Annotated in this window: 28 protein-coding genes and 1 other annotated feature (1 of these 29 running past the window's edge); of the genes, 6 read left to right on the forward strand and 22 right to left on the reverse strand. The window is 35.0% G+C overall.

Annotated elements, in window-relative coordinates; translation table 11 throughout:
- Window positions 1–14: 14 nt before the first annotated feature.
- From AC07SW_RS02015 to AC07SW_RS02025, 3 genes are read right to left on the reverse strand one after another with little or no spacing between them, the layout of a single operon-like run.
- Window positions 15–773 carry an iron ABC transporter ATP-binding protein gene (locus AC07SW_RS02015; protein WP_494632154.1) on the reverse strand — a complete coding sequence of 253 codons (759 nt, stop codon included), beginning with the start codon at window positions 771–773 and terminating at the stop codon, window positions 15–17.
- Window positions 774–1,736: an iron chelate uptake ABC transporter family permease subunit gene (locus AC07SW_RS02020; RefSeq protein ID WP_494632155.1), complete on the reverse strand. Its 963-nt coding sequence runs from the start codon at window positions 1,734–1,736 to the stop codon at window positions 774–776.
- On the reverse strand, window positions 1,717–2,682 hold the full coding sequence (locus tag AC07SW_RS02025; RefSeq protein WP_119908201.1) for an ABC transporter permease: 966 nt from the start codon (window positions 2,680–2,682) through the stop codon (window positions 1,717–1,719). The genes AC07SW_RS02020 and AC07SW_RS02025 overlap by 20 nt, the downstream gene beginning before the upstream one ends.
- A 229-nt stretch (window positions 2,683–2,911) precedes the next feature.
- On the opposite strand from AC07SW_RS02025, the gene AC07SW_RS02030 reads away from it, so the two are divergent.
- A complete protein-coding gene (locus tag AC07SW_RS02030) occupies window positions 2,912–3,352 on the forward strand; it encodes a YueI family protein (RefSeq protein ID WP_034569099.1) in 441 nt (146 codons plus the stop codon).
- A gap of 48 nt (window positions 3,353–3,400) precedes the next feature.
- Here AC07SW_RS02030 and AC07SW_RS02035 read toward each other — a convergent pair whose 3' ends face one another.
- The 5 genes from AC07SW_RS02035 to AC07SW_RS02055 form a co-directional block, all read right to left on the reverse strand.
- A complete protein-coding gene (locus tag AC07SW_RS02035) occupies window positions 3,401–5,050 on the reverse strand; it encodes a peptide ABC transporter substrate-binding protein (protein WP_494632156.1) in 1,650 nt (549 codons plus the stop codon).
- A 40-nt stretch (window positions 5,051–5,090) separates the two neighbouring features.
- The gene (locus tag AC07SW_RS02040) at window positions 5,091–6,599 is read right to left on the reverse strand and encodes an ABC transporter ATP-binding protein (RefSeq protein ID WP_494632157.1); all 1,509 of its coding nucleotides are present in this window, start codon (window positions 6,597–6,599) and stop codon (window positions 5,091–5,093) included.
- The gene (locus AC07SW_RS02045; protein ID WP_034569092.1) at window positions 6,589–7,278 is read right to left on the reverse strand and encodes an energy-coupling factor transporter transmembrane component T; all 690 of its coding nucleotides are present in this window, start codon (window positions 7,276–7,278) and stop codon (window positions 6,589–6,591) included. Before AC07SW_RS02045 ends, AC07SW_RS02040 begins: the two co-directional genes overlap by 11 nt.
- 25 nt (window positions 7,279–7,303) lie before the next feature.
- A complete protein-coding gene (locus AC07SW_RS02050; protein WP_034569089.1) occupies window positions 7,304–7,918 on the reverse strand; it encodes an MptD family putative ECF transporter S component in 615 nt (204 codons plus the stop codon).
- Window positions 7,919–8,004: 86 nt separating this feature from the next.
- Window positions 8,005–8,520, reverse strand: coding sequence for a GNAT family N-acetyltransferase (locus AC07SW_RS02055; RefSeq protein ID WP_135023998.1), 516 nt, complete (start codon window positions 8,518–8,520; stop codon window positions 8,005–8,007).
- A 212-nt stretch (window positions 8,521–8,732) separates the two neighbouring features.
- Here AC07SW_RS02055 and AC07SW_RS02060 point away from each other — a divergent pair, with 212 nt between their 5' ends.
- Window positions 8,733–9,203 carry a GNAT family N-acetyltransferase gene (locus AC07SW_RS02060; protein ID WP_311780350.1) on the forward strand — a complete coding sequence of 157 codons (471 nt, stop codon included), beginning with the start codon at window positions 8,733–8,735 and terminating at the stop codon, window positions 9,201–9,203.
- A 57-nt stretch (window positions 9,204–9,260) separates the two neighbouring features.
- Here AC07SW_RS02060 and AC07SW_RS02065 read toward each other — a convergent pair whose 3' ends face one another.
- From AC07SW_RS02065 to macP, 8 genes are all read right to left on the reverse strand, one after another.
- Window positions 9,261–9,932: an ABC transporter ATP-binding protein gene (locus AC07SW_RS02065; protein ID WP_119908206.1), complete on the reverse strand. Its 672-nt coding sequence runs from the start codon at window positions 9,930–9,932 to the stop codon at window positions 9,261–9,263.
- Between the two features lie 3 nt (window positions 9,933–9,935).
- On the reverse strand, window positions 9,936–11,012 hold the full coding sequence (locus AC07SW_RS02070; protein ID WP_119908207.1) for an ABC transporter permease: 1,077 nt from the start codon (window positions 11,010–11,012) through the stop codon (window positions 9,936–9,938).
- A 130-nt stretch (window positions 11,013–11,142) separates the two neighbouring features.
- On the reverse strand, window positions 11,143–11,736 hold the full coding sequence (locus AC07SW_RS02075) for a TetR/AcrR family transcriptional regulator (protein WP_135024004.1): 594 nt from the start codon (window positions 11,734–11,736) through the stop codon (window positions 11,143–11,145).
- 108 nt (window positions 11,737–11,844) lie between these two features.
- On the reverse strand, window positions 11,845–12,270 hold the full coding sequence (locus tag AC07SW_RS02080; protein WP_034569082.1) for a GNAT family N-acetyltransferase: 426 nt from the start codon (window positions 12,268–12,270) through the stop codon (window positions 11,845–11,847).
- Window positions 12,271–12,290: 20 nt separating this feature from the next.
- Window positions 12,291–12,782 (reverse strand): GNAT family N-acetyltransferase, encoded by a 492-nt coding sequence (locus AC07SW_RS02085; RefSeq protein WP_051915617.1) that lies wholly within the window; start codon window positions 12,780–12,782, stop codon window positions 12,291–12,293.
- A 74-nt stretch (window positions 12,783–12,856) separates the two neighbouring features.
- Window positions 12,857–13,402 (reverse strand): cysteine hydrolase family protein, encoded by a 546-nt coding sequence (locus AC07SW_RS02090; protein ID WP_119908209.1) that lies wholly within the window; start codon window positions 13,400–13,402, stop codon window positions 12,857–12,859.
- A 12-nt stretch (window positions 13,403–13,414) separates the two neighbouring features.
- Window positions 13,415–14,107, reverse strand: coding sequence for a 5'-methylthioadenosine/adenosylhomocysteine nucleosidase (locus AC07SW_RS02095; RefSeq protein WP_119908210.1), 693 nt, complete (start codon window positions 14,105–14,107; stop codon window positions 13,415–13,417).
- Between the two features lie 19 nt (window positions 14,108–14,126).
- On the reverse strand, window positions 14,127–14,384 hold the full coding sequence (gene macP, locus AC07SW_RS02100; protein ID WP_034569078.1) for a cell wall synthase accessory phosphoprotein MacP: 258 nt from the start codon (window positions 14,382–14,384) through the stop codon (window positions 14,127–14,129).
- A 325-nt stretch (window positions 14,385–14,709) separates the two neighbouring features.
- Between macP and AC07SW_RS02105 the strand changes: the two genes are divergently transcribed.
- The 4 genes from AC07SW_RS02105 (at window position 14,710) to AC07SW_RS02120 (ending at window position 17,986) form a co-directional block, all read left to right on the forward strand.
- Window positions 14,710–15,453, forward strand: coding sequence for a 5-bromo-4-chloroindolyl phosphate hydrolysis family protein (locus AC07SW_RS02105; RefSeq protein WP_051915616.1), 744 nt, complete (start codon window positions 14,710–14,712; stop codon window positions 15,451–15,453).
- A 1-nt stretch (window position 15,454) separates the two neighbouring features.
- Window positions 15,455–16,690, forward strand: a complete 1,236-nt coding sequence (locus AC07SW_RS02110) for a toxic anion resistance protein (RefSeq protein ID WP_494632159.1) — start codon at window positions 15,455–15,457, stop codon at window positions 16,688–16,690.
- A gap of 207 nt (window positions 16,691–16,897) precedes the next feature.
- A complete protein-coding gene (locus tag AC07SW_RS02115; protein ID WP_034569074.1) occupies window positions 16,898–17,149 on the forward strand; it encodes a GlsB/YeaQ/YmgE family stress response membrane protein in 252 nt (83 codons plus the stop codon).
- A gap of 129 nt (window positions 17,150–17,278) precedes the next feature.
- A complete protein-coding gene (locus tag AC07SW_RS02120; protein WP_490425575.1) occupies window positions 17,279–17,986 on the forward strand; it encodes a glucosamine-6-phosphate deaminase in 708 nt (235 codons plus the stop codon).
- A gap of 50 nt (window positions 17,987–18,036) precedes the next feature.
- Here the strand turns inward: AC07SW_RS02120 and AC07SW_RS02125 are convergent, their stop codons facing one another.
- The 6 genes from AC07SW_RS02125 to ileS form a co-directional block, all read right to left on the reverse strand.
- Window positions 18,037–18,966 (reverse strand): alpha/beta hydrolase, encoded by a 930-nt coding sequence (locus tag AC07SW_RS02125; RefSeq protein ID WP_034569071.1) that lies wholly within the window; start codon window positions 18,964–18,966, stop codon window positions 18,037–18,039.
- 104 nt (window positions 18,967–19,070) lie between these two features.
- A complete protein-coding gene (gene budA / locus AC07SW_RS02130; protein ID WP_135024025.1) occupies window positions 19,071–19,787 on the reverse strand; it encodes an acetolactate decarboxylase in 717 nt (238 codons plus the stop codon).
- 34 nt (window positions 19,788–19,821) lie between these two features.
- Window positions 19,822–21,486 carry an acetolactate synthase AlsS gene (gene alsS, locus AC07SW_RS02135; RefSeq protein WP_034569068.1) on the reverse strand — a complete coding sequence of 555 codons (1,665 nt, stop codon included), beginning with the start codon at window positions 21,484–21,486 and terminating at the stop codon, window positions 19,822–19,824.
- A 342-nt stretch (window positions 21,487–21,828) separates the two neighbouring features.
- Window positions 21,829–22,029 (reverse strand): cold-shock protein CspD, encoded by a 201-nt coding sequence (gene cspD / locus AC07SW_RS02140; protein WP_034569066.1) that lies wholly within the window; start codon window positions 22,027–22,029, stop codon window positions 21,829–21,831.
- A gap of 228 nt (window positions 22,030–22,257) precedes the next feature.
- Window positions 22,258–23,250, reverse strand: coding sequence for a diaminopimelate epimerase (gene dapF, locus AC07SW_RS02145; RefSeq protein WP_034569065.1), 993 nt, complete (start codon window positions 23,248–23,250; stop codon window positions 22,258–22,260).
- A gap of 122 nt (window positions 23,251–23,372) precedes the next feature.
- On the reverse strand, window positions 23,373–26,159 hold the full coding sequence (gene ileS, locus AC07SW_RS02150) for an isoleucine--tRNA ligase (RefSeq protein ID WP_119908215.1): 2,787 nt from the start codon (window positions 26,157–26,159) through the stop codon (window positions 23,373–23,375).
- A gap of 66 nt (window positions 26,160–26,225) precedes the next feature.
- Window positions 26,226–26,315 (reverse strand) — a binding site (T-box leader) (it continues 127 nt past the right edge of the window).

Below are 26,315 nucleotides of genomic sequence, written 5' to 3' on the forward strand. Positions count from 1 at the left end.
TTTCCTTGATTCCATCATTCATTAAAATATAAACAAAAACGTTTGCCTTCGATTTCAACTATTCGTATATCCATCTCGTATAGTGGATCTAATATTTCTTTAGTCATCATTTCATCTGTTGATCCACTTGCAAATAACTCCCCATTCTTCATGGCAACAATTTCATCAGCATAACTTGCAGCAAAATTAATATCATGAATCACTAAAATAATCGTCTTTCCTAATTCATCCACTAGTCGTCGCAAGGTCTTCATCATTTGTACGGCGTAATTCATATCTAAATTATTCAAAGGTTCATCTAATAGAATATAATCCGTATCCTGTGCCAATACCATTGCAATATAGGCTCGCTGTAATTGACCACCAGATAATGTTCCCACATCATCCTCAGCCATCTCAACTAACCCTAAATAAACTAACGCTTCTTGAATTTTCTCTTCATCTTCTTTTTTCAAACGCCCTTTTGAGTATGGAAAGCGACCAAAAGAAACCAATTCTCTTACAGTTAACTTCAAGCTAAATGAATTCGACTGCTTTAAAATAGATAATTTTTTAGCCAAAGCATCTTGCTTCCACGTTTTTACATCTCCACCATCAATATAAATAAATCCCGTGTCTTTAGGTGTCAATCGACTCATCATTGCTAAAAGCGTACTCTTTCCCGCTCCATTAGGTCCAATAAAAGCAGTGATAGCTCCCTCTTTAATAGGTAAACTAATCTCACTGATAACTTTTTTAGTTCCATATGATTTTGATACTTTTTTTAGTTCCATTTATCCTTGCTTCCTTTCTTTCAATAGTAAGAAAATGAAATAGCAACCACCGATAAATTCAATAACGACACTAACCGTAGTCGTTAAATGGAAAACTCGTTCCACTAAAAGTTGTCCGATTAGTAAAACAACGATTCCTAGCAAGCTGCCCCCGATAAACAACCAAAAATGCTGATAAGTTTTAAAAATCCGATACGTTAAATTGGCAACAATAAATCCTAAAAAGGTAATTGGGCCAACTAACGCAGTGGAAACAGCCGTTAAAATTGAAATCAACACTAAAATTTGCAACAATTCTTTTTCAACAACCACTCCTAGATTGATCGCTTGCTCTCTCCCTAAATGCAAAACGTCTAAAACGGCATTTTTTCGGATTAAAAAGAATAAAGCAATACTACCAACTAAAACCGTGAGGGCCAAAATCGAAACATCAATATTATTAAAACTAGCAAATAACTTCCCTTGAATTTTATCAAATTCATTAGGGTCCATTAAAACTTGCATAAACGTACTAATACTTTTAAAAAAAGTCCCTGCAATCATTCCTAACATCAATAATAAGTACAAATTGGTATGATGGTTTTTAAAGATAAACAGATATAAAAAGCCACTTGCAATGACCATCAAAGCCACACTCACTAAAAAATTGACTTTTCGATCTGCTAATAATAAATGACTGTTTCCATATACGAATAAAACCATCGTTTGAAATAAAATATAAAGCGAGTCTAACCCTAAAATACTTGGTGTTAAAATTTGATTGCCAGTAATCGTTTGAAAACTAATCGTTGCAACTGTAGTTGTAATTCCCACAATACAAAAGGCTAACAGCTTTTTACTTCTTAAAGGCAAAATATAATCCCAATTCCCACCGCTATCGACTGTTAAATAAAAAATAATTAAACCTATTAAAACAACCACTAAGCCTATCAGCACCATTAAATTAATTTTTTTTTGCTTCATGACTGCTCTCTCCCCTCATCAATAGATACATGAAGAGCGCACTTCCAATAATTCCCACCACTAAACTGACGGAAACCTCGTAAGGTGCAATCACAACGCGACTAATCATGTCGCAAACCAACAAAAATGCTGAACCAAATAATGCCGTTTCCAACAACGTGTTTTTCAAATGATCCCCTCGCATTAGTGCCACTAAATTAGGAATGATGATTCCCAAAAAGGGAACACTTCCAACTGTCAAAATGACAACAGCCGTAGCCAGTGAAACAATTAAAACGCCACCAAATTGTACCACTTGATAAGAAACGCCAATGCTTGTTGCCATGTCTTTTCCTAAACCTGCAATCGTAAAATAATCTGCATAAAGATAGGCTACAATCATTAACGGAACCGCCAAGTAAATCAATTCATAGTTTCCACGACTTACTAGCGAAAAATTCCCCTGTAACCAAGAAGAAACATTTTGGACTAAATCATATTGATAGGCTAAAAAAGTTGCAATCGATCCCATAATACTACCAAACATCATGCCGATTAACGGAATCATCATCGTACTTTTAACTCTAACTCGGTTTACAATTCCAATAAAGATAAACGTACCTGCTATTGCAAACAGGAAAGCGATACCAGTCCTTTGCAAAATAGAGGCATCATTAAAGACAAGCATTGCCACTAAAATACCAATTCTAGCACTATCCATCGTTCCAGAAGTCGTAGGTGAAACAAATTTATTTTGTGTTAAATGTTGCATAATTAAACCTGAAATACTCATTGTTGCTCCCGCTAAAATCAAGCTAATCATGCGAGGAAAGCGTGTACTTAACAGCACCAACTGTTGCCGATCATTTAATTGAAGTAAATCAGTCAATTGAATGGACTCAACTCCAATAAAAAGCGAGGCAATTGCCAATACAATGACACTAACCATCCATAGCCCATTTCTCATTGAGAATACCTCTTTCTATCGTCACTCTCTAAGTAAGAAAAACCTAGCTGAGATGCGTTTCTACTAATTGAGAATGATTTTCATTCCCATAATTGAGTTTAGCGGACTTTTACTTAAAAATCAATCTTTTTTAGCAATTTTGTGTATTTTTTAACAAAACGAAATTTCACGTAATAAACAGTCTATGGTATACTATACTTACACTAATCATTATAAGGAGGACTTGATTATGAGCGAAAAAGATGTGCAAGACTATTTAACAAGTGGCTTGTACGGAGCACCTCAAACCAAGCCTGAAGAACGAAATAAGTTTTTAGGTAATTTAAGAGAGCGTGTTTATGTATCAATGACACCAGAAGAACTTGTGTCTAAAAATTATTTAACAGCTCTTCAAACAGAAATGGAACAACACCCTGATGCTCAACTCCTCTTAAATGGATCCATTGATTCAAGCGAGTTTAGTCCTTATATAAAACTGTGTAATCAACAAACTACTCAGTTCACTATTGTAACCAATCAGTTTGCAAGTAAAAGCCCTTTCGCTTTATTGTTAGTGGCAAAAGAAGCTGTCGATAGTGCCGTGATTGATATTGCAGAAAAGTATCCGGTCACTGAAACTCCTGTTAAAGAACCAGAAAAAAAATCGCTATTAAAACGACTTTTTTCTTAATTACTATCATAAAAAACTAGACTCTTGAAGAGTCTAGTTTTTTGATTTTTATTGAACAAAAGTTAAACGATAAGAAACCGTACGTCCAAAAGGCAATACTTGTAATTGCTTCACTTTAGAAGACAATAAGTAGGCTTGTGCGCCTTGGTAAATCAATGCGATTGGAGCGTCTTGTTCAATCAATTGTTTTTCTAACTGCATCATTTTTGTCCAACGCTCTTGAGGTTTAGTAGCAAGCTCCCCTTTTATTTCATTAATTCCTTCGTCGTAGACATTATTATGGTAGTTAGAAAAATTAATCCCCCCATTTGACTGGTAGATTTCTAAAAAATTTATGGGATCTTGATAATCAGGTGTCCAAGTTCCAAAGAACACATCAAAATCACCAGAACGATTTAAATCTAAGCGATTTTTCAAGGGAACATTTTTCAACTTAATTTTAAGGCCTGGTAAATTGGTTTCGTACTGAGCTTGTAAAAATTCTACGGTCTTTTTTGCAGAACCAGTGTCGGAAGATAAAATTTCCAAAGTTAAATCGGTATCTCCTAATTCTGCTTGAGCTAGTTTCCACTCATTTTGCGCTTTTTTTACATCATAACTCATTAATGAGCCATTTTCTTTTCTGAAATCTTCATTGCTAGCAGGATTTTTTGCAAAATCTGAAGGAATAAACCCATCCATTGGCTTTGAACCATCAATCAAAATCGATTCTGTATAAGCTTTTTTATCAAAGGCTAACGCAAGTGCACGCCGAACGTGTACGTTACCAGTTACTTTCCTAGTTGTATTGAAGCCTAGATAACCGATTAATGCTTTTGGCTGCTCGTGATAAGAATTAGCGCCTTGATATTTTTGAATAAATTCATCTGTTAAACCTGTATAGTCTACTTGATCTCCATCAAATAAATTAGCTCCCGTTGACGTTTCTTTTGCTACCTCTACATTTATTTTTTTTAGTTGAACGTTTTTTTGATCCCAATACGTTTGATTTTTTTGATACGTCCAATTTAAATTTGTTCCTGACCAGTCAGTTAATTCAAATGGACCATTTCCAACTATATTGCTACTGTTTGTACCGTATTTTTCTCCTAGTTTTTTAGCAAGAATTTCATTTTGTGGAAAAAAAGGAGTTCCAGTTAACATTTTTGCTAAATATGGAATTGGGGTTTCTAGTGTCAGCTCTATAGTTTTAGTGTCTAAGGCTTTCACACCCAAGTCAGAAAGCTCTTTTTCTCCCACTCGAATTAGGGCTCCATTTTTGAAAATGTCCATTTGGTTGGCACTTGGAGAAGCCGTTGCTGGGTCTACTACTTTTTGAAACGCATATACAAAATCACTTGCTTTAACGTCTTCGCCATTTGACCATTTTGCTTCTTTCAATTTAAATGTATAAACAGTCTTAGCATCGTTGACACTAGGCTCGCTTTCTGCCATTCCTAATTCGGCGTTATTATCTTGATCAATTCGATACAGACCTTCAAAAATTTGACCAATCGCATCGGAACTAATCACGTCACTATACAGTGCGCTATCTAAAGTTGCTAACTCATTACTCGTTGTTACGGTTAATTCTTGTATATCCTTTTTTTCAGGTTGCTTTATTGATGTTTCTTGAGATTTTTTTTGTTCGCTAGCACAACCTACAATCACTAACAAAAGCGCTATTAAAACCCCTATAATCCAAAATTTCTTTTTCATTTTTATATCACCCTATTTTTAGATTAGAATTAAATTCTTTTTAGCCTAGCATATCTTGTAAAACCCATTGGCTACGCTCGCTTGTTAAAATGTAATCTTTTTCCATGTGTCCATCTTTTAAAACCAACACGCGTTGGGCCACTTGATTGATTAATTCAAAATCATGACTAATCATTAAAAAAATAGTACCAAGTGCAGCTTGTTTTTCAATAACTTTGACAATACGGTGTAAATTTCCACCATCTAAACCAGCTGTTGGCTCATCTAAAATCACTAAAGGTACTTCTTGCATCAATGCCACACCTATTGTCAAACGTTGCTTTTGCCCCCCGGAAAGCGACGCTGGATGCCGTGTGTGCACACTCCATAAATCTAACGCTTTTAAAACCTCTTCTGCTTTATTCTTTAATTCTGGTGTTCGCTTCTTACCAATCATCAATTCTTCTAAAACACTCGCAGAAAACAATTGATAGTCGGCTTCTTGCATCACATACCAAGCTAACTGACTGCGTTTCTTCGTTGCTATTTTTTGTTGATTTAACCTAATCGTACCCGCTTTTTCTTTCATTAATCCACTTAACGTTTTTGCTAATGTTGTTTTTCCAACACCATTTCCGCCAATTAACGCCACTACTTCTCCTGATTTTAATTGAAAATCAAGTTTTGTACCAATGTTTTTTTTACTTTTTGGAAATCCAATACTTAATTGTTCAACCTCAATCTTGTTCACACTAGCAGACGATTGAAGACTAATCGGCGAACAACCACTGTCATCCCAATGTAAAACAGGACTTCTCAATCCATACTTTTTCAATTGCACTTGTGTTAAATTTTGCCATTCGTCTCTTGTAAAGATATGCTCCAATAAACCGTTTTTTAAATAAAAAGCACGGTCAATCAAATCCGATAAATAGTACAAACGATGTTCCGCAATGATAATTGTATGTCCTGCTTTTTTCCAATCCATTAAAATTGATTGAAGTTCTAGCGTCGCCTGACTATCTAAATTTGCAGAGGGTTCATCTAAAACATAAATTTTTTGATTCGCAACACGAATCGACGCCACTGCAACTTTTTGTTTTTCACCGCTTGATAATTGAATCACTTCTTTTTTCAACAGATGTTGAATCCCTAATTCTTCACTAGCAAATGTAACTCTTTTTTTAATTTCTTCACTGGGAAAGCTATAATTTTCACAAAAAAAGGCAATCTCATCTTTGACGATTGGAGCAAAAAACTGACTTCTTGGATCTTGAAAAACACTTCCCAAAATTTCTGCTAACTCCCAAGACGACTGCTCACTAATTTCTGTTCCTTGAACCTGAACCGTTCCACTTCGTTCGCCACCAAAAAAATAAGGAATGATGCCATTTATAACACGAGTTAACGTCGTTTTTCCGCCTCCACTTGGACCGGTCAGTAAAATAAACTCTCCTTTTAGGATTGAACAAGAAATATTTTTCAATAAATAATGATCAGAGTCATATGAAAAAGAAACATTGTTTAATTCAATAATTGGTTCTTTGTTTTTTGTCTGATTAGGATACATAGAAAACGACACCTACCCATATGAATAATAGCGTAATTACAAAATAATCCGCCTTTTTAAATTTGATTTCTCGTAATGATGTGCGCAGTCCTGGATTTTCAATCCCTCTTGTGACAGCTGCCATAGAGATATCATCTGCAATCGTTAAACTTCGAATAACTAATGGCACTAATAAATATTCAAAAGTCAAAATTGGATGACGCCATAAATTCCAAACAGTCGGCGCAATCCCACGTAGCCTCATCACATCCATAATCATTAAAAATTCTTGTCTGATTGTTGGAATAAAACGTAAGCCTACCGCTAGTGGAATAACTACAACCCGCGGAACTTTACATTTTTGTAAGGCCGCAATCAATTCGCCAGGTGGTGTTTGAGACAATACCATTCCCGCCATAAATAACGGAATTAAACGAACTTGAAAATAAGCAAAAAATGCAATGGTTGCCATTATCACGGATTCTTCGTACCCAAATGTAAAACGCTGTAAAAAATCAGTTACAAGAAAAGCAAGAATAAATTTTGGTGCTGCTTTAAATTTCCCTAACGAAAGTAAGTATCCTGATAAAAAAGTCATCAATAAATATAACCCAATGTCCGATACCCAAAAAACAAAAAAACCAGCCACAAGAACAACCAATGCTTTTGTTCTTGCGTCTAGTTTCAATGGTTGCATCATTTAGTCCTCTCCCTTGACCTTAATTTTATAGTTTAACTAAACCTGCGCGAACAAAATGTTTATGCAATAATTTCCAGCCCATTAAACAGCCAACTAGACCACCAACGAAGGCTAATCCACCAATCAAGGCAATCATCCATGGGTTATAATAATAATTTAACATTAATGCCAAGCGTTCTGTACTTGGGCTGTGTGGTGCTTTTTCCATCATGTATTTTGCACCTAACATTACAAATAATAACGGTCCATGTAAGGCATTAAACGTTGAAAAGACGGCCCATGAGAGCGACGTTTTCCCTAAACTTTTATATGCTGTTGCTGGAGGCGTCATAATTAATTCTGCTAAAATCGCAGCTGGAATGAAAATTAATAATACGTGAGGAACACCCATGATGACATACATCAATGAACGTAAAAGTGCATTTAGAAATGCTACTCCACGTTTTCCAACACGAAAAGATAATAGCAAATAAATGGGAGCTGAAAAGAACGCGCTAAGTCCTCCTGAAATTAAAATCGATAAACCTCCTGTTGCAATACGGCTTACCATTGAGACGATTAAACCAAACATGATAATTAATACGGTAAAAATGCCAATTGTTACTAAATCACGAATGGTTAATTTTGAAGATTGTTTCATCTATAAAGTCCTTTCTGTTCACTACACCTAATGTATGAACGTTCATTATTTTCAAAAAAGAGTCAAAGCCATTCTAATTTAATTTTTCACAAACGAGGTTTTTCAAACTGAAAAATAAGTTCATCTCCACCAAGCAATTCTTCTCCTGTCTTATGAAATCCTAGTTTTTGTAGAATGTGATGTGAAACTTGATGATGTTGATAGGCTTTTGCCACAAGCTGAAAAGAATAGGATGCTTCTAAAAAATCAATAAAAGCTATTGTTGCCTCAGTCGCATAACCATTTCCTTTAAATTCGTCAACAATTCCGTATCCAATTTCTGCGATACCAGAAACTAACGGGTTGCCTTGTGCACTAACTTCACCGATAATCATCTGTTTTTCTTTCACTACTACTAAATACGTCCAGTGTTCTAAGGAAGCATCTTGACGTACTTCTTCTAAGACAAAAGGCAAATAAAAAAAGAATTCGACACCAGGCCAACCTTTTGCAACTTGAAAGCCTGATACTTGAGTTAATTTTTCATCCCCTAAAAGAGTTGCTTCAATTAATTCTTGACGATAAGGAATTAATTCTAAACGTGGGGTCACAATTGTTTTCATTCGAATAAACTCCTATTTTTCTTAATAAAATTAAAATAAACTGTTAACTATCGATATTATCTCATAAATGAGAATTAAAATCATTACAAAAAGTAAAAATAGTTAAAAATCAGATTTTATTTGTTCAATTAGTAACTTGTTTAGCTATTTTGAAAGGATCTCTATTCTATGATACACTAAAAAAAATACAATTAAAAAATGAGGCGAATAAAATGCGGATTATCGAAACAAGAGATGCTGAATTAATGGGACGACTAGGAAAGGTCATGCAAGAAAAACATATTGAACTGTATCCAACTTTTTTTAAACCTTATCATCAAGAAGCTATTACGAACGCTTTTATAAAGCACTTTGAAAATCCTAAGGAACGTGTCTTTTTATGGCAAGACGACACCAATCAAGAGGCTATTGCAGCTTACCTTTGGTTGGAAGAACAAGCCGTTGAAGAGACCATTTATACCTTTGGTTACCAACGCCTTTATTTACATCATGTATTAGTTATGCCAGGCTATCAAGGTCAAGGACTAGGCAAAGAATTATTGAATTTTGCAGATGACTATGCAAAAAAACAACAAATTAAAGCGGTTGAACTTCACTATTGGCCTAATAATGGCATTGCCAAACATACTTATAAAAAGCATGGTTATGAAGTTTACAAAGAGTCTGCTCAAAAACGACTTTAAAAAAAAAAGCTTAAAGCATATTCTCTGCTTTAAGCTTTTTTGACCGTTAATGTCTTTCTATCGTACTTTACTTAGTACCCCATCTTGCATTTCATAGACGTGATCACAGCTTTCCGTCAATCTAGTGTCGTGAGTTACCATAATCGTCGCTTTTTGTTTGTCTTTTGTTTCTTTTGCTAAAATTTCAACTACTTCAAAAGCTCTTTTAGAGTCTAGACTAGCGGTTGGTTCATCGGCTAAAATCACACTTGGATTATGATACAAGGCCTTGGCAATAGCAACTCTTTGTCGCTCGCCTCCTGATAAATCACTTGGGTATTTATTTTTTAATTCCAATACACCTAAGTCCTTGAGTAATCGATCTTGTTCTTGAACTTTAATGGCTTCTTTTGCTACTTTATCAACTAAGTTTAATTGATCTGCAACCGTTAGAAAAGGAATTAAGTTAGACGCTTGTAAAATAAACCCAATTTCATTGAAACGAATTTTAGAACGCTGTTTTTCTTTAATACCATTAAATGGATTTCCGTTAATTAAAACTTCTCCTGTTGTTGGGGATTGAAGCCCTCCTGCAATTGTTAATAAGGTACTTTTTCCTGAACCACTTGGGCCAATAATGGCAACAAATTCTCCTGCTTCAACAGAAAAATCCGTCGCTTTTAGTGCTTCTACTTTTGTATGACCCTTCCCAAAAGTTTTAGTGGCTTGTTTTAATTTTAATAACGTCATTTTTTATCCTCCTATCGCTGTTAATGGATCAATTTTTGTAATTGTGCCTACTGAGAACACTGCACCTAAAATCGCAACAGCTATTAAAACCAATGCAAAGCCGCTTAAGAAGAGGACATTTGTCAAATAAGGTACTGCTGGAGGCAAGACTGCTGCTGTAATCAAGGTTAGAACTAAGCCGATTACAACACCAACACTGGCTAAAATAAAGGTTTGAGCAATAATTGATTTCGAAATATAGCTAGTTGGAATTCCTTCTGCTTTCATCACTCCAAACATGCTTCGTTTTTGCAAGGTTAAAACATAAATGAAAATGCCGATAACAAAGGCTGCTATGACAAATAAAAACCCAATCATAATACCAAACGTCAAGGTTTGTGCTGCATACCCAGGAATTGCTTGAATAAATTTTTTAATAGGTAAATACGATAGCTTATCTGAATCTAATGTCAATTTTGATGAGGGTGTATTCTTCATCACAAGCCCACTAATTTTCCCCGTGTCGGTTAAATCCGATTGTTGGAATTTAGCTAACTGCCAATCTGATAAATTCAAATAAATTACAGGTGCGGTATTAAACTTACTGTTATCTGTAAACCCAACTACTTTTACTTTTGTGTTGCTAATTGAAAGTTCTAGTTCATCCCCTAATTTAATTCCCTTTTCAATTAAACTATTATCGACTACTGCTTCATTATTTTTTTCAAACATTCTCCCACTCACAATAGAGGGCTTTAAAAATTCAGTTGAATCTATTCCAAAAATAGTGCTATTGATTTTTTCAGAACTTCCAGCTTTTTTGATAACCGTTGCGGATTGACCTAACCTAGCAGTTGATTTGGTTTCCAATTTTGTGATCTCTTTTATTTCGATTGTTGACGCTGATAAATTGTCATTTGCTTCACTATTTAAAATAATTCCTGAAGCATCCCACTTATCAATTGCTAATCGGTTGTCTTGAGCCAATCCATAGGCAAGTCCTGTTAAAAAGAAAACCAAATAGGAGACCAATACCATCACTCCAATAATTAAGACAAATCTTGTTTTTGAATACTTGATTTCACGCCATGCTAAAAACATATGGTTCACTCCCTTATTTCGTTTATCGTTCGATAAATAGAATCATACCATTAATCGATTGATAAGTGAATTTTTTTGCTTAAAAAAAACCACATTTAGTTTTTTAGTCTAAATGCGGTCAATCCTTATTTTAGTTAAAAACACCATACAACATCAACTGTATCAACTCATCAACTTGTTCTTCAATCGGCTTTTTATGTTTAAATGGTTGCTGACCAAATAACGGGCTAATACTCATCATGACAAAACTAGCTGCTGTATTAGGATTAATCGTACTTTTTAGTAAGCCCCTTTGTGCCATTTCAACAAAATAGTGACTCAACGGTTTCGTATAAGCTTCTTGACTTAGTTGAAAAAGAATTAATTGATTTTCTGGTTTCATTTCATTTAAAATATCGTGAATCATCAACATAATATTAGTTGGATGTTGATCAATCAACGTTAAAATCATTTTTTTTAATGTCCATTCAGGTTCTATATCTCCAGCTATTATCGAGTTTAATTCAACTGTTACTTTTTGAGTGACTTCTCGAATCACTTCAATATATAACGTTTCTTTATCTTTAAAATGGTGGTACAGTGCTGGTTGAGTGATTTGACTGAATTCCGCAATTTCTCTTGTTGACGTTGACCGATACCCTTTTAGCATAAATAATTGCTGTGCATGAGCTAGAATCGTTTTTCTAGTTTTCTGCATCTCTTCTTTTCTAGTTAACTTTTCCATCTCTACACCTTCCATTCATCAACTTCATTGTAGCATAATTTTAAAGAAGAAAGGATCTTTCAATTCATCTAATAAAAAAACTAAAGTAGAAAACTACTTTAGTTTTTTCTATGAAGGCAATACTTTGCTTAAATAGTATTTACATTCCCCTTCTATTGGGTGATTTTCTACTGTACCGAAAATCTGATACCCGTTTTTTTGATAAAACTTAGGCGCTTGCCAGCTCATGGTTTCTAAAATAACCATCCTCGCACCGAATTGCTTGGCGTACTCTTCAATGTGTTGCAATAACTTTTGACCAACACCTTGTTTTTGCATGGTTTGATCGATTCCAAGCAAACTGACATGAAGATGATTCCAAACAATTTCTCCTACAACGGCCCCTAATACCGCTCCATTATCGTCATAAGCTGTAAAGGCAATTTCTTTTTTTTCGTAAGCCGGAATCGCTTTTCCAACTGCTACAATATGTTTTTCTAGTAAATCCGAAACTAATTTATCTGTTGAAGCGTAATTGCTCTCTTTTATTTCCATTTTGTACTCCTTTAAAACCCTTAGATTTTTCGTTTATAATGTGAGTAACACTGGCCTTCTTGGTCGGTGGTTTCTTTAATGAAAATAAAATCCTGTGCTTCATAAAATAATGTAGCCAGTTCATTTTTATGAATAAAAGAGACCCATTGTTCTTTAGCTCCTTGCGCTTGGTGAACTTTAGTAATTTCAGCTAATATTTTGGTTCCAATGCCATTTCTCTTTCGAGTTGGATTCAAATATAAGGCTAGAACTTCAGCTTGTCCCTCTTCATTATAGCCACCAGCACCGGCACCAATAATTTCGCCATCCTCATCTGCCACGATCCAACCATTCCAAGAATCATCAAGATTCATAATCTCATCTTGAATGCGGGTACTATTGTAGTACGTTACAATTTTTTCTTCCATATCTGAAGCGGGCAATAAATCTTGATACGTGACACGATTTCCCTCTATACACACTTGAATAATTCCATCTACATCTTTTAAAGTTGCTGGTCGAATAATAATCATAACGTTTCCTCCTATCGTTAATAGTCAATAGAGATTAAATCGTTAAACATTTTCTTACTTCCAGTTTACCTTGCTTAAAGAATAATTGCACCTAATGTGTTTTTAAAATGTCTCAATGCCCAACGATGACCCTCAGAATCAAAACTAGCCACCGCTTTTTCATGAACGACAATTTGATAGCCTAAATTATAAGCATCTACAGCTGTATGCAGCACACAAATATCTGTACAAACACCCGTTAAATGAAGCTCCTTAATGTTACGCTCTCTTAAACGGATATCTAGATCCGTGCCACTAAATGCTGAATAGTGTCGTTTATCTATCCAATGAACCGTTGATTTATCTTGATTTCCTTCATAGACATCTGCTAATTTCCCATAAAGTTTTCGACCGTTAGAGCCCATTAAATTATGCGGTGGAAACAGTTTATTTTCAGGATGATACGTATCTTTTTCATCGTGTCCGTCAATTAAAAATACAACATATTCATCTGCTGAAATAAAATCTCTCGTAACATCAACTAAATGATTTTCAATTTTCTGTCCTGCTTCTCCTGTAGTAAGGGTACCGTCTGTTGAAACAAAATCATTCGTATAATCAATAGATAAAAGAGCTCTCATCTTAATTCCTCCTTATGCTAAATCATGAATAAGTTCCATCACCATCAAAGCAGATTTTTTCCCAGCTTCAATAATAAACTCATCAAAAGTAACCCCTGCTTCTTCATCAGCCGTATCTGACATGGCACGCACAATCACAAATGGAACGTCAAATTGATGACAGACTTGTGCAATTGCTGCGCCTTCCATTTCAGCGGCTAACACGTCTGGAAAGTTCTTCATAATTTTTGTGGTTGCTTCTTTTCCAGCAATAAAGGAGTCACTCGTTACAATTAGGCCTTTAACTGGCGTTAAGCTAGCTTTTTTAGCTGCTTCAATTACTTTCTCAACGATTACTGCATCTGCAACATAACGAGCAGGCATTTGTGGAACCTGACCAATTACATAACCAAAAACGGTCGCATCCACATCATGATAGGCCATTTCTGAAGAAACGACGACATCGCCAATTTTCAACCCTTGTCCAATGCCGCCAGCAGATCCTGTATTGATGACCAAATCAATATCATGTTTTGCTAACAGTAACGTAGTTGTAATAGCTGCATTTACTTTTCCAATTCCCGAACGTACCAAAACAACTTCAATACCGTCAAGAGTCCCTTCAATGAAATCAGCTTTCGCTTCAGTCCATTCCTTTGTAACAGTCATTTTGCTCTTTAATAGGATAACTTCTTCTTCCATTGCACCAATAATTCCAATTTTCATCTATAAAACCCCTTTTTTTTTAAACAAGAAATACAATTGCTAAAACAATCGCTAATAAAACCGCCACAATCAAAATAGCTTTCGTTAAAAAACGCCCAGTTTCACGACTTTTTTCATTTTCAATCACTCGACTTTTTGTTACTTGTCCCTCTTTTTCTAATTGCTTTTGATACTCTCTTTCAACCTTAAGACGCTCTTTGTCACGTTTTTTGCGATTTTTTTCTTCTTGCTCCTTTAATTTTTTTAATTCCGTTCGAGTCATTTCTGGTTTAGACATGTAGCGATTCACTCACTTTCATTCTTACATTTAATAATGCCTATTAATTAGCCTAACTAATTATAAACTTATTTACTTGTTTTTCCTTTAACTTTTAAAACCCGCTAGCCTCTTATTATGACCTATCATACCGTGCTCATCGATAATTTTCAATTAGAATTCATTCTTTTCTTATTATTTTGCTTCTCTCTATTCTAAAAGACTTAGATGGAAATACTTCTTTAGTCGCATAGGATAAGTAGCTAGATTTGTGCTAAAATAGAACTACATCACCCGATGAAAAAAACGGAAATTTTAATAAATACAACTAATGGAGTTGAGACATATGAAAAAATTACTCAAAAATATTTCAGATATTTTATCTTACACGATTGGCAGTGTTTCTTGCTTACTAATCTTTATCCTGCTACTTTTTTTCTTTAAAGTAGGCCTATTTCTTTCCATTCTATGGACAGTCTTAATCGGAGGTGTATTTTTGTTTTTCAAACGTAAAAATAAAAACGGAACGAGCTTGCAAAAGGCAACGGATGAAAAATTACAACGCTTAACTTCTGAAAAAGAAGACTTTTATTTGCAACAAGGGCTATCTAAAGAAGAAATGATCTTCTTTAGAGAAACAATGAATACAGCTAAAAATCAAATCGTTCTATTGGAAAAAAATTTCATTCAAGTTTCTAAATTAAAAACAATTGAAACTCGCAATGACACGATTCAATTAACAAAATCACTTTTTAAAGAAATCGTGGAAGAACCAAGACGTTTACATGAAGTGGATCAATTTTTATATGTTCACTTACCTTCCCTAGTTGAGTTAACAAGTAAATATATTGAAATCAACCAACATAAAGTTAAAAATAAAGCAACATTTGATGTCCTTGATAAAAGTGCGACCACGATTGACCAAATGTGTCAGTTAATTGCAACAGACTATGAACATTTTATGTCTAATGATTTAGAAGACATGGACATCGAGCTGGAACTTGCAAAACAAACTCTTGCAAGAGATAATGAAGCAACAAATTTAACTGAAAACGAAGATTCAAATGAATCGTTAAAGGAGCGACTATAATATGACTGAATTAGATGATACCATTCAACCACAAGAACCCACAATCAAAGAAGTAAACAATGAATTAGATGAGTTATTAGCAAATCCCTTTTCAGATGCAACGGCTGCACCAAGCGTTCAAGTTGACCCTTTACAAGCAGTTGGTGCGGATGCACCTGCCCCACGAATGATTGATCGTTTGCCAAAAGAACGTCAAGTCCAAGCAAAAGCATTAGCTGAACAAATTGATGTTGCCAATGCCCAAGCTATTATGAGCTATGGTGCCGCTGCGCAACAAAAATTAGGTGAATTTTCTCATACAATGTTAAATCATGTCCAAAATCAAGACACTGGTGAGATTGGAGAGTCTTTAAATGACTTAATGTACCGTTTAAACGAAGCAAATCCAGATGAGTTACGAGCAGAAGATAACAATGTTTTCAAAAAAATATTTGGTAAAGTTCGTAAATCAATTTATGAGATGACTTCTAAATATCAAAAAATCGGTGCGCAAATTGATAAGATTGCCATCAAACTAGATCGAGAAAAAAATGGCTTATTAAATGACAACATGATGCTAGAGCAGCTCTATCAAAAAAATAAAGATTACTTTGATGCACTAAATATTTATATTGCTGCAGGCGAAGTTAAAATGGAAGAATTACAAGTTACCTTAATTCCAGAAGCAATTAAACAAGCTGAACAGTCAAATGATCAAATGGATGTTCAAGTTGTCAATGACTTAAACCAATTTTTAGATCGCCTTGAAAAACGTACCCATGACTTAAGATTAGCTCGCCAAATGACAATTCAGCAAGCACCGCAAATTCGTTTGATTCAAAATACAAACCAAGCTTTGTCAGAAAAAATTCAATCTTCGATTAATACAGCAATTCCTCTTTGGAAAAATCAGATTGCAATTGCGCTAACCCTTCTTCGTCAAAAAGATGCTGTCACTGCTCAACGACAAGTTTCTGAAACAACGAATGACTTATTGAAGAAAAATTCTGCTATGTTAAAAATCTCAGCAATTGAAACTGCTAAAGAGAATGAGCGTGGCGTGATTGATATCGAAACCTTACAACAAACACAAGATGATTTAGTTGAAACCCTACAAGAAACATTGAAAATTCAACAAGAAGGTCGTGTAAAACGGAAAGAAGCTGAAAAAGAATTATCTGTAATGGAAACCGATTTACGAGATAAATTACTCGCTTTAACTTCCGACGATAATCAAGCTAATCAATATTTGAAATAACTTTTAAAGGAGCAGAGAAACCAATAGATGTTTTCTCTGCTCCTTTTTATTTTATCCCCTCTTTTATTTTCGTTATTTAATCTTTAGCTTAATTTCTTATAATTTCCAGATGTATGAGCATATCTTTTGAATTGTGAACGAATTATGTCTATACTATTAATGTGAACTTAAATGATTAATAGAATTAAGTGATTGGAGGAATGTACAATGTTAGGATTTATTTGGTCAATTATCGTAGGTGGTATTTTAGGAGCTATCGGTGGTATGATTCTTGGTAAAGACGTACCAGGTGGTGTGATTGGGAACATTATCGTAGGATTCTTAGGATCTTGGGTAGGATCATCATTATTTGGTAGTTGGGGACCTTCAATTGGTGGTTTTGCAATTTTACCAGCTTTGATTGGTGCAGTTATTTTAATTTTCATCTACTCTTTAATTGTTGGCAATCGTAATAAATAAAAAAAATAAACCCTCTAAGAGGGTTTATTTTTTTTATTTAAGGAAACTACTTGCTATGTAATGCATTACACGCTTTATACTTATACATATGAAAACGATAACAATTACTAACTAATGGGAGGAACGAATATGCAATTAATTATTGAAGAATCTTATGAAAAAATGAGTGAAACTGCTACTAAACTAATAGTTGGAAAAATGTTAAATGATCGTCGTGTCAATCTTTCAATTACAGCTGGAAATAGCCCTAAGAAAATTTATGAAGCATTAGCACCGTTAGTTAAAAACAAATCCTATTTATCCAACGTTCATTATTATAGCTTTGATGAAGTTCCATTAAAAAATGAAGTAGTTGGTATGACGGAAGGTTTATTGAGGGAGCAATTTTTGACACCTGCTGGAATTCCAGAATCACATGTTCACTTTGTCTCTCCTGCCAATTATCAAAGCTATGACGAGGAAATAGAAGCTGTTGGTGGGTTGGATGCCATGCTAATTGGAATTGGTGCTGACGGTCATTTTTGTGGCAATATGCCTGGTTCTACAAAATTTGAAAACTTCACCTACCAAGTAACTGTAGCACCAAAATATCCATGGTACAAAAGCTTGGTTAATGATTTAGGAGAAAGAACTCCTGACTCATTTGTCACAATGGGACCGGCAAGTATTATGCGCGTGAAGCATCTTATTTTAATTGCAAATGGAAAACATAAAGCTGCTATTATTAAGAAAGCATTAGAGGGTCCTGTTGATCCTAATATTCCTTCTTCTATTTTAAAGCTTCATCCAAATTTAACAGTTATTTTAGATCAAGAGGCTGCAAGTCAATTAAGTTAATGACAACTAAAAAGAACGCTCATTCTGTGTGAATGAGCGTTCTTTTTATCTTACTCCTTAATATAAGTTGAAACAAAATCATGAATTTCTTTTTCATAGCCTTTTTTATCTTTTACATAAGCTTCAGCGTGTCCGGCGCCTTTGACTATATAAAGCTCTTTTGGTGCTGTAGTTGCTTCATAATTCTCATAAACCATTTCTGTTGGGACAAATAAATCTTTATCGCCATGAATAAAGAGCATCGGAGTTTTATTCTTCTTCAATTGTTCCACTGCACTTGCTTCACCAAATGAATAACCTGCTTTTAATTTGGTAACCACACTTGTCACTGGTATCAATGGGAAACTTGGCAAGTTATACATATCCTTTAATTGATAAACTAATTCATCTGTTACTGAACTATAACCACAATCTTCGACAATCACTTTTACATTTGCTGGCAATTCTTCCCCACTTGTCATCATAACGGTCGCGCCACCCATACTTACTCCAAATAGAGCCAGCTCAGTCGCGCTACCTGTTTCAGTAATCATTAAGTCAATCCATTTCAAATAATCTTTCCGCTCATGCCAACCAAATCCGATATAAGAGCCTTCACTTGTTCCGTGACCTCTGGCATCTGGTGCGAGTACATTGTAACCCCAATCATGGAAAAGCTTAGCATAGGGACTCATTTGTTCATAATTCCCACCATAACCGTGTGCTAAAATAACTGTTTTTTTAGATGGCTCTGCTGCTGGAATATAAAGTGCATTTAATTTCAAGCCATCGTCTGACGTAATCGAGCGTTTTTCTCTTGGTGCTGATTGATACCATTCTTTTTGTGTTTTCCAAGGGTCATCCTTTTTACTAGGTTCTGCTGCTAAAAAATCTTTGTCATTGATTGCAATCGCAACATTGTAAAAATACATTCCTGCTCCAAAAAGCGCAATCCCAATGATTACAACTAGACTTCCAAGTATAATGATCATCTTTTTCATTCTCTACCTCTTTTCTTATCTCATTCATTTTATTAAACTTTTATAAGAGAAGCAAGTAATTTTTTACAAAAAAAAGCCCAACTTTTTAGCTGGGCCTCTCTTTCTTATCCTTCTGATTCTTGAATTTCTTCGTGCAAGTTAGTTTCATCAAATTCTGATTTTAAAAATGTTTCATCATGAATTTGAAAGTGTTGCTCTAGTGTTTCAAGGGTTTGAATTTCTAAAACACCTTTTTCAAGTACAAAATCTAAAATATGCCCACCGAATTGCTGGTCTTTATCAATGAAATGCAAATGAAAACCTGCTACTGTAGCTCCCTGAAATAAATCAGGCGCAAAGAAACCAACAATTGTTCCTTCAACATCTGTTTGCGTATACTCAGGTTGCATACGAGAAGCATTAATAAAACGTTGGTAAGGTTTTTCTTGTTTCGGGATAATACGCACGTGCATTTTTTTAAAATGTCCTTTGATTTTAATCGCAGAAAACGTATTTAAACTACTCATTTTTTCTCTTAAGAAAGTTTTCACTTCTTCGCTTGTCATTTCATTTTCAAGCAGTTCATATTTTTCTCCTTCAAAGTAGGTTACAGCAGCATATGGAACTAATTCTTTTCCAGACAGTTTCACTATTGTTCCATCCGATTTGGCTTGAAAAGCTTCACCATCCAAGACGATTAATTCACCATCTAAAACGTCTAACGTCCCAATCCCCATATTTCCATGACTTAATAACTCATTAATAGAAAATGTCCCATCATATAAGCCTGCCATTAATGTTCCTAATGTTCCATGTTGAAATAAAATTTTGTTTGAGTTCACGACAATGTACTTCCTTTCAATCTCTAGGACTTTTTTAATAAAATTGGTCTGGTAAAATTGTTTTTCCAAGCTCTTTATTATCTTGATAATCGATTGGAATATCTACAATAACGGGACCTTCTGTAGCAAAGGCTGCTTTAAGAACTTCTTTTAATTTGGTTGGTTCATCTACACGCATACCTACCGCACCAAAAGCTTCGGCATATTTCACAAAATCAACAGGTCCAAAGTCAACACCAGAAGCACGACCATATTTCATTTCTTCTTGAAATTCTACCATGTTGTAACGTCCATCATTCCAAATTAAGTGTACGATATTTAGATTTCGACGAACTGCCGTTTCAAGCTCTTGAGCTGAAAATAAGAATCCACCATCACCTGAAATAGATACAATTTGAGTATTCGGACGAACCAACGCCGCTGAAATAGCCCAAGGTAGCGCAACACCCAGTGTTTGCATCCCATTACTAAATAATAAATGACGTGGTTGGTAACTTCTAAAATGACGTGCCATCCAAATATAATGACTTCCAATATCCACTGTTACAGTCATTTCATCCGTCACTATTTTTTGTAGTTCTGAAATCACTGCTAGCGGGTGAGTATAAGAAGATTTTCCATTTTCTGGTGGGACATCTCGTTCGGCTAATTTTTCTTGTAAGGTTGTTAAATAATTTTTTGAATCACTTGCTAATTGATAACCTTTTAAATAGGGTAATAAAAAATCTAATGTTTGTGCAATATCCCCAATCAATTCTTTTTCAGGCTGGAAATACTGATCAATTTCAGCAGGTGTGTCATCAATGACAATAATTTTAGCATCCGACTCAGCATTCCAATTTCGTGCTTCATATTCTATTGGATCATAGCCAATCGTAATCACTAAATCACTGCGTTTTAATAACATATCTCCTGGTTGATTTCTAAACAATCCCACTCGTCCAAAAAAGTTCTTTTCAAGATCGTGAGAAATAATTCCTGCTCCTTGAAAAGTTTCTACTACTGGAATTTCAGATACTGCAATAATGTTCCGAATGGCTTGAGTAACTTCAGAACTTGACGCACGCATGCCTAATAATAAAACTGGTAGTTTAGCTTCTTTAATTCGTTGAGAAAGCAACGTGATTTCTACTGGACTGGCAGGTCCTAATTTAGGAGCTTGTAAAGGCATAATGGCAGCGTTTTTTATTGGTGAGTCAATGACGTCTTGAGGGATACTCACAAAACTTGCGCCTTGTTTTGAACTTCTAGCTGCACGATACGCATTTGACATCACCTCAGAAATATTTTCTGGTTCTTGGATTTCAGCACTGTATTTTGTAATTGGCTCAAACAAAGCAGCATTATCCATACTTTGATGTGTCAGTTTTAGCAAATCCGCTCGTTTCACTTGTCCTCCAATTGCAAGAACTGGATCTCCTTCAGCAGTTGCAGTGACTAATCCAGTTGCCAAATTACTTGCTCCTGGTCCACTGGTTGCAATTACAACGCCAGGTTTGCCTGTTAATCGTCCAATTCCAGCGGCCATAAATGCAGCATTTTGTTCATGACGAGCGACAATTAATTCAGGTCCTCTATCTAATAAACTGTCAAAAACACGGTCAATTTTTGCTCCCGGAATTCCAAAAACATACTCGACTTCGTGATTAATTAAACTATCGACAACAGCGTCTCCACCATATTTTATTTTTTCTGACATATTCAATTCCTCCACCTATCTCATTTAACTTTAACTATTCATATTATATAATGATATCATAAGTAATAGATTTTACAACTAATTGAAACAGAAAACTTCCAACTATAAAATAACAAATTATAGAAACACTCGCGAGGAAAAAGCCTTACTCTAATCGCCTTAATATATAAAACGTTTACAACTAATTACTAAGGCCTATTCTGCTCTCTTTACTTTTTTAATCCGATCTTATATTAATACAATTTTGTATTTTTTATATCTTTTTCAAGTTTAATTTGATGCAAGTAAAAAAAAGAAGTGACTCCATAGAAAGGAGTCACTTCTTTTGATTGAATTCAAAAATTATAGTTTTACAACGTTAGCTGCTTGTGCGCCACGATTTCCTTCAACGATTTCGAATTCTACTGGTTGGCCTTCTTCAAGTGTTTTAAAACCGTCACCTGTAATTGCGCTAAAATGTACGAATACATCTTCTCCGCCTTCTACTTCGATAAAGCCAAAACCTTTTTCACTGTTAAACCATTTTACTGTACCTTTTTCCATCTGTCCGTGACCTCCATTTATCTCTTTTTGCAATAGATTTCTTTGATAAAAAGTCCAAGTTTAGTTGTTTCTATTTTAATTAAAAGAGAAATAAACCATTCAAGTCCTCTTGAATTCAAACTCTTCTCGCCATTATAAAAGTAAACCCATCACGAATCCATTATAGCTCAATATTTTTTCTTATGCAAGGGTTTTACACGTTGGTTTAATAACCTTTTTAATATATTTTTAGTTCTTTTTTAAAACGTTTTGAGCCTCTTTGATAAATTCTTGATACGCGTCATTTTCATTTAAAATCATTAATTGGCTATTACTAAAATCACCCTTTTGTGCATCTGATAACGATAGTGTGATTTTTTGTAAATAGGTAGCATTTCCAATTAATTCCATCCAATAATTGTCTTCATTGTCTTGATGAACAATCGTTTGAACCATTCCACCTGGATTGAAAACTTGAATTTTTTGATCAAATGACCCCTCTTTTAATAAAACATACATTAGACTGCTGGCAGACATCGCTGTCCCACAAGCATTTGTAAAACCAACGCCACGCTCATAAGTTTTCACAAAAATTTGATCTTTTCCTAATACTTCAACAAAACTAACATTAACGCCATCAATAAAATAAGGGTTTTCTCCATTAACGAATCGTGCTATTTCTTCAAGTAAAGGACTCTCCATTGTTTCATGGTCAACAAAACTAATTAAATGTGGATTTGGAACCGCCACTGCTGAAAATAACAGCTTTGAATCTAGCTCTTTAAATGGCTGATTGATTAACGTTTCTCCTTTGCCAATTAAAGGCAGTGTAGAAGTTTGAAAAGATACAGGTGAAATTTCTACTTGATAGGTTGCAACATCATTCCCAATTTCAGTAGTTTTTTGAACTAATAAATTGGCATGCATCGTTTCTACATGAAAGTAATCTAATTGCTCTTTTTCTGCAAGGTAACGCGCCACCGTTCTTAACCCATTGCCACACATACTCGCTTCACTACCGTCACTATTGATTACACGCATTTTAGCAACTGCTTCCGGCTGTGAGCTCTTGGTGATTAATAGAATTCCATCTGCTCCATTCAATAAACCTGTTTCACGATTCGTTAACGTTGTTGTTACTTTCATTATTTCTGCTTCTGTTAAAGGTCTTTCTAAAATTGTTTCATCAAGAATGAAAAAACTATTTTCTGAACCGTGAACTTTTATCAGGTCAAGTTCCATCAAAACCACTCCTCTATGTCCATTTTAATAACATTATCTTATCATAAAAACGATTAGTTGACTATTTACTTCATTGAGTAAAAAAACCGAATCTTAATTTCTAAGATTCGGTTCAATTGAATTTACTCCGCTTCTTCTGGTAAAAGAGCTGCTGGATAATGTTCCTCGACAATTGTAGCACAACGATCACACAAGTTTGGAGCGTCTGAATGACTGCCAACGTCATGTTTCACTCCACGACATCGCTCACAAGTTTCTCCTTCAGCTTTTTCAATCAAAATGGCTGCAGAATCAAATTGTAATGCATTTTCAGGTGCTGTTTCTTTCATGCCTTTTACTTCTAAATCAGACACAATAAACAGTTGAGCAAGATTGCTATCTAAAGCAGCAATCAACGCTTTCGTTTGTTCATTTGGATAAAGCACTAATTTTGCTTCAAAGGATTTTCCAATTTTCTTTTCATTTCGCGCTTCTTCTAGTGCTTTTTGAACATCATTTCTTAAGTCCATAAAGGCTTCCCACATATCCACTAATTCTTCTTCATTTGGATAATGAGTCACTTCTGGCATTTCTGCTAATTGAACATAGTCTTCTTCCTCGTTTAAGAAATCCCAAACCTCTTCGGCTGTATGAGGTAAAATTGGCGTCAATAATTTTGTTAATGTTACCAATACTTCATAGAAAACAGTTTGCATTGCACGACGCTCATAGGCATCTGCTGCTTCAATGTAAACAACATCTTTAGCAAAGTCTAGATAAAATTGTGATAGGTCAACCGTACAGAAGTTGTTGATTAATTGATAAATTGTAGAGAATTCATATTTTTCATAGCTTTCTTCTACTTTTCCAACTAATTGATTTAGTCGAATCATTAAATATTTATCTACTGAACGCAAATTGTTATAGTCGACTGCATCTGCTTTTTGATCAAAATCAGATGTATTTGCCAATAGGAAACGTAACGTATTACGGATTTTACGATAAACTTCTGAAACTTGTTTTAAGATTTCATCACTTACTCGAACATCTGCTTGCGTATCAACACTAGCTACCCATAAACGAATAATATCTGCGCCCATTTGTTTCACAACTTTTTCAGGTAAAATCGTATTTCCGATTGATTTACTCATCTTGCGACCTTCACCATCTAATACCATCCCTTGAGAAAGAACCGTTTTGTATGGTGCAATTCCGTTAATTGCGACACTTGTTGTAATACTTGAGTTAAACCAACCACGGTACTGATCTGACCCTTCTAGATACATATCAGCTGGATACGTTAAATAAGGTCTCGCTGCTAAAACGGCTTGGTGAGAAGAACCTGAATCAAACCAAACATCCATAATGTCATTTTCTTTTGTAAATTCACCATTTGGACTTGATGGATGAGTAAAGCCTGCAGGTAACAAGTCTTTTGCTTCTCTTTCAAACCAAACATTTGAACCATGTTCGCCAAATAATGTCGCAACGTGGTCAATTGTTTCTGGAGTAATAATAGCTTCTCCATTTTCACCATAGAAAATTGGCAATGGAACACCCCATGCACGTTGTCTTGAAATAACCCAATCGCCACGATCACGAACCATATTATAAAGACGAGTCATCCCCCATTTTTGAACCCATTCAACGCCTTCAACAGCTGTTAAAATATCCGCGCGGAAGTCATCAATTGAAGCAAACCATTGCGGTGTTGCTCGGAAAATAACCGGTTTTTTTGTTCTCCAGTCATGTGGGTAACTATGAGTAAAGAAATCAAGTTTTAGTAATGCACCTTTTTCGTCAAGAGCTTCTGTAATCAATTTATTTCCTTTGTCATAAAAGACACCTTCAAAACCAGGAGCTTCATCAGTGAAGACACCACGATCGTCAATTGGTGATAAAACACCTAATTTATATTTTTGGCCAATAATAAAGTCATCGTCACCATGTCCTGGAGCTGTATGAACTAAACCAGTACCAGCGTCTAACGTCACATGATCGCCGACCATTACTAATGAAGTGCGTTCGTATAGTGGATGTTGTGCCGTCATATATTCCATTTCAGACCCTTTTAATTCACTTAAAACTTCAACAGACTCCCAGCCAATTGCATTTTGAACCGTTTCTAATAGATCCTTAGCCACTACAAACTTTTTGCCGTCAGCTAAAACAACTACATAATCATATAAGGCATTTACTGAGATTCCTAAGTTAGAAGGAATTGTCCAAGGCGTTGTTGTCCAAATAACTAAGGACGTATCAGTATCTAAGACTCCTTTTCCGTCTACTACTTTAAATGCGACGTAGATTGAAGGAGATTTAACGTCTTTGTATTCAATTTCCGCTTCTGCTAGTGCTGATTCGCTTGAAGGTGACCAGTAAATTGGTTTTAATCCTTTGTAAATATAGCCTTTTTCAGCCATTTTTCCAAAGACACGAATTTGTGCTTCTTCGTATTCTGGTTGTAACGTTACATAAGGATGATCCCATTCTCCAGCAACACCTAAACGTTTGAAATCTTCACGTTGTTTGTTGACTTGCTCCCATGCATATTCTTCACATTTTTTACGGAATTCAGCGACTGTCATTTCTTTGCGCTTAACTCCTTTATTTGTTAAAGCTTGCTCGATTGGCAAACCATGAGTATCCCAACCAGGAACGTATGGTGAACGGAAACCTGACATTGATTTATGACGGATAATGATGTCTTTGCTGATTTTGTTTAAGGCATGCCCCATATGGATATTGCCATTTGCATAAGGAGGGCCATCATGTAAAACAAAGCTTGGTTTGCCTTCATTTAATTTTTGACGTTGAGCGTAAATGTCAACAGTCTCCCAATTTTTTTGCCATTCCACTTCTCTTGTTGGTAAATTTCCACGCATTGGAAAATCTGTTTTTCCAAGCTGTAATGTTTCTTTCATTTTCATGTTATATAAACTCCTTATCTATTTTAAAATTTAGTTTAATTTATTAAAAAAAGACTCCACCCCTATAGTAGGGACGAAGTCTTCGTGTTACCACCCAAGTTTAAGAAAAATTTCTTTTTCTCCTCAAGTAATTGTTAACGCCAATCAAACGAATTA

The organism is Carnobacterium sp. GW821-FHT04C06 (assembly GCF_059420345.1).